A 4,856-nucleotide genomic window follows, 5' to 3' on the forward strand; every position below is an offset into this window, starting at 1 on the left:
CGCATCTGAGCATCTGAGCGTCAGTCTTTGTCCAGGGGGCCGCCTTCGCCACCGGTATTCCTTCAGATCTCTACGCATTTCACCGCTACACCTGAAATTCTACCCCCCTCTACAAGACTCTAGTCTGCCAGTTCAAAATGCTGTTCCGAGGTTGAGCCCCGGGCTTTCACATCTTGCTTAACAGACCGCCTGCATGCGCTTTACGCCCAGTAATTCCGATTAACGCTCGCACCCTCCGTATTACCGCGGCTGCTGGCACGGAGTTAGCCGGTGCTTCTTCTGCAGCTAACGTCAAAGATTACCGCTATTAACGATAACCCCTTCCTCACTGCTGAAAGTGCTTTACAACCCGAAGGCCTTCTTCACACACGCGGCATGGCTGCATCAGGGTTTCCCCCATTGTGCAATATTCCCCACTGCTGCCTCCCGTAGGAGTCTGGACCGTGTCTCAGTTCCAGTGTGGCTGATCATCCTCTCAGACCAGCTAGGGATCGTCGCCTTGGTGAGCCGTTACCCCACCAACTAGCTAATCCCACCTGGGCTAATCTTAGCGCGAGAGGCCCGAAGGTCCCCCTCTTTGGCCCGTAGGCATTATGCGGTATTAGCTATCGTTTCCAATAGTTATCCCCCACACTAAGGCATATTCCCAGGCATTACTCACCCGTCCGCCGCTCGCCGCCCAAAAAATCCACCGAAGCGTCAATCATGTCGCTGCCGCTCGACTTGCATGTGTTAGGCCTGCCGCCAGCGTTCAATCTGAGCCATGATCAAACTCTTCAATTAAAGTTTTGTTGTTACCGAAGTAACGGCTCAATGAATACTGATTGTTCTAACTAAGTTAGAACGAATTGACTGTGCCAAATAATAAGTAAACTTAGTATTTGTATTGGTCACCCAGTTCATTGATATAATCTTTTTTGACTATTCATTTCACGAGTGCCCACACAGATTGCATGGTCAAATTGTTAAAGAACGTTGACTTTCAATGCCTTGGCGCTAAGCGCTTCAGCAAGTCAGGACGCGTATAATACGCTTTTCTGATTTTCAGTCAAGACAAAATTTTCATCTTTTTTCTTCAACCAGACTAACTGGTTAAAAAGTGAAAACCTTCTTTTGACTCCGCTCACATTGCAATCAGCCGGAGCGAAATAAAAGCCCGCTGTAGCCAGCGGGCTCTCAGTGTTTGGAGCCTGGCGATGTCCTACTCTCACATGGGGAGACCCCACACTACCATCGGCGCTATTACGTTTCACTACTGAGTTCGGCATGGGATCAGGTGGGTCCATAATGCTATGGTCGCCAAGCAAATTCTGTTTATTACCCGCCGTTGCAAGTAATAGCAATCTGGGAAAATTAACTAGTGGTTCTCGCGCATACATTCAAGCGTTTGTGGAGTCCGTAAAAACCCCTTGGGTGTTGTATGGTTAAGCCTCACGGGCAATTAGTACAGGTTAGCTCAACGCCTCACAGCGCTTACACACCCTGCCTATCTACGTCGTAGTCTCCAACAACCCTTCAGGATACTTAAAGTATCAGGGATGACTCATCTCAGGGCTCGCTTCCCGCTTAGATGCTTTCAGCGGTTATCGATTCCGAACTTAGCTACCGGGCAATGCGTCTGGCGACACAACCCGAACACCAGAGGTTCGTCCACTCCGGTCCTCTCGTACTAGGAGCAGCCCCCTTCAATCATCCAACGCCCACGGCAGATAGGGACCGAACTGTCTCACGACGTTCTAAACCCAGCTCGCGTACCACTTTAAATGGCGAACAGCCATACCCTTGGGACCGACTTCAGCCCCAGGATGTGATGAGCCGACATCGAGGTGCCAAACACCGCCGTCGATATGAACTCTTGGGCGGTATCAGCCTGTTATCCCCGGAGTACCTTTTATCCGTTGAGCGATGGCCCTTCCATTCAGAACCACCGGATCACTATGACCTGCTTTCGCACCTGCTCGACTTGTCAGTCTCGCAGTCAAGCGGGCTTATGCCATTGCACTAACCTCACGATGTCCGACCGTGATTAGCCCACCTTCGTGCTCCTCCGTTACGCTTTGGGAGGAGACCGCCCCAGTCAAACTACCCACCAGGCACTGTCCGCACCCCGGATAACGGGGCGACGTTAGAACATCAACACTACAAGGGTGGTATTTCAAGGACGGCTCCACGCAATCTAGCGACTGCGCTTCRAAGCCTCCCACCTATCCTACACATGTAGGGTCAATGTTCAGTGCCAAGCTGTAGTAAAGGTTCACGGGGTCTTTCCGTCTAGCCGCGGGTACACAGCATCTTCACTGCGATTTCAATTTCACTGAGTCTCGGGTGGAGACAGCGTGGCCATCATTACGCCATTCGTGCAGGTCGGAACTTACCCGACAAGGAATTTCGCTACCTTAGGACCGTTATAGTTACGGCCGCCGTTTACCGGGGCTTCGATCAAGAGCTTCGACCGAAGTCTAACCCCATCAATTAACCTTCCGGCACCGGGCAGGCGTCACACCGTATACGTCATCTTTCGATTTTGCACAGTGCTGTGTTTTTAATAAACAGTTGCAGCCACCTGGTATCTGCGACTCCCAGCAGCTCAAACAGCAAGGCACGTCACCGCCAGCAGCGTACCTTCTCCCGAAGTTACGGTACCATTTTGCCTAGTTCCTTCACCCGAGTTCTCTCAAGCGCCTTGGTATTCTCTACCTGATCACCTGTGTCGGTTTGGGGTACGATTCCTTATAACCTATCGCTTAGAGGCTTTTCCCGGAAGCATGGCATCAATGACTTCACCGCCGTAGCGGCTCGACATCGGGTCTCAGCCTARTGTATTCCCGGATTTGCCTAAGAATACAGCCTACACCCTTGAACCAGGACAACCGTCGCCTGGCCCACCTAGCCTTCTCCGTCCCCCCATCGCAGTTATAAGCAGTACAGGAATATTAACCTGTTTCCCATCGACTACGCCTTTCGGCCTCGCCTTAGGGGTCGACTTACCCTGCCCCGATTAACGTTGGACAGGAACCCTTGATCTTCCGGCGAGGGAGTTTTTCACTCCCTTTATCGTTACTCATGTCAGCATTCGCACTTCTGATACGTCCAGCACACCTTACGATGCACCTTCAACCGCTTACAGAACGCTCCCCTACCCAATACATAAANNGCATTGCCGCAGCTTCGGTGTATAGCTTAGCCCCGTTAAATCTTCCGCGCAGGCCGACTCGACCAGTGAGCTATTACGCTTTCTTTAAATGATGGCTGCTTCTAAGCCAACATCCTGGCTGTCTGAGCCTTCCCACATCGTTTCCCACTTAGCTATAACTTTGGGACCTTAGCTGGCGGTCTGGGTTGTTTCCCTCTCCACGACGGACGTTAGCACCCGCCGTGTGTCTCCCGGATAGTACTTACTGGTATTCGGAGTTTGCAAAGGGTTGGTAAGTCGGGATGACCCCCTAGCCTTAACAGTGCTCTACCCCCAGTAGTATTCGTCCGAGGCGCTACCTAAATAGCTTTCGGGGAGAACCAGCTATCTCCAGGTTTGATTGGCCTTTCACCCCTAGCCACAAGTCATCCGCTAATTTTTCAACATTAGTCGGTTCGGTCCTCCAGTAAGTGTTACCTCACCTTCAACCTGCCCATGGCTAGATCACCTGGTTTCGGGTCTAATCCTAGCAACTGTACGCCCAGTTAAGACTCGGTTTCCCTACGGCTCCCCTATACGGTTAACCTTGCTACTAAAATTAAGTCGCTGACCCATTATACAAAAGGTACGCAGTCACCCAACAAGTGGGCTCCTACTGCTTGTACGTACACGGTTTCAGGTTCTATTTCACTCCCCTCACAGGGGTTCTTTTCGCCTTTCCCTCACGGTACTGGTTCACTATCGGTCAGTCAGGAGTATTTAGCCTTGGAGGATGGTCCCCCCATGTTCAGACAGGATATCACGTGTCCCGTCCTACTCGATTTCACTTGAAGYGCGTTGTCGGCTACGGGGCTATCACCCTTTACTGCTGTGCTTTCCAGCACATTCGCCTAACACTCAACTAGCTTAAGGGCTAATCCGGTTTCGCTCGCCGCTACTGCCGGAATCTCGGTTGATTTCTGTTCCTCGGGGTACTTAGATGTTTCAGTTCCCCCGGTTCGCCTCGCAACGCTATGTATTCACGCTGCGATACCTGCTTGTGCAGGTGGGTTTCCCCATTCGGAAATCCCAGACTCAAGTGGCTCTTACTGCCTAATCTGGGCTTAACGCAAGTTAGTACGTCCTTCATCGCCTCTGACTGCCAAGGCATCCACCGTGTACGCTTAGTCACTTAACCATACAACCCCAAGAGGTTTCGTATGTTCAAACAACCAAGGTTTGTGTCTCCTACATTCGATCAAGAAAAGTAAGGACATTGGTTTTTCGCCGGACTCTTCTTTTATTTTCACTTTTGAAAAAGTGAAGACAAAAGTACAAGACACTTGAATGTGTATTGCTTGAGAACTCGTTCTTTATCCGAAGATAAAAAACATTTTAATTGAATCTAACGATTCAATTTACTAGTCAGCTTTCCAGATTGTTAAAGAGCAAACGCTAAAAGCGTTAATCAATAACCGAAGTCATTCATTAGCGCTTTTGCTATTTCTAAAACTATTTCACCAAGCAATCTGTGTGGACACTGCATCAAACAAGCAGTCTATCGTTAAGGAGGTGATCCAGCCCCAGGTTCCCCTAGGGCTACCTTGTTACGACTTCACCCCAGTCATGAACCACACCGTGGTAAACGCCCTCCCGAAGGTTAAGCTATCTACTTCTGGTGCAGCCCACTCCCATGGTGTGACGGGCGGTGTGTACAAGGCCCGGGAACGTATTCACCGTAGCA

General features: G+C 50.5%; 4 rRNA genes. All 4 read right to left on the reverse strand.

Annotation, left to right across the window (positions count from 1 at the left end):
- Positions 1-783, reverse strand: a 16S ribosomal RNA gene (locus L4D19_RS00090); the annotation flags it as partial.
- A 405-nt stretch (positions 784-1,188) separates the two neighbouring features.
- A 5S ribosomal RNA gene (gene rrf, locus L4D19_RS00095) occupies positions 1,189-1,304 on the reverse strand.
- Between the two features lie 116 nt (positions 1,305-1,420).
- Positions 1,421-4,310: ribosomal RNA gene (locus L4D19_RS00100) — 23S ribosomal RNA — on the reverse strand.
- Between the two features lie 367 nt (positions 4,311-4,677).
- Positions 4,678-4,856 (reverse strand): 16S ribosomal RNA (locus tag L4D19_RS00105); the annotation flags it as partial.

Origin of the sequence: Photobacterium kasasachensis (assembly GCF_050336885.1) — a bacterium.
GTDB classification, from domain to species: domain Bacteria; phylum Pseudomonadota; class Gammaproteobacteria; order Enterobacterales; family Vibrionaceae; genus Photobacterium; species Photobacterium kasasachensis.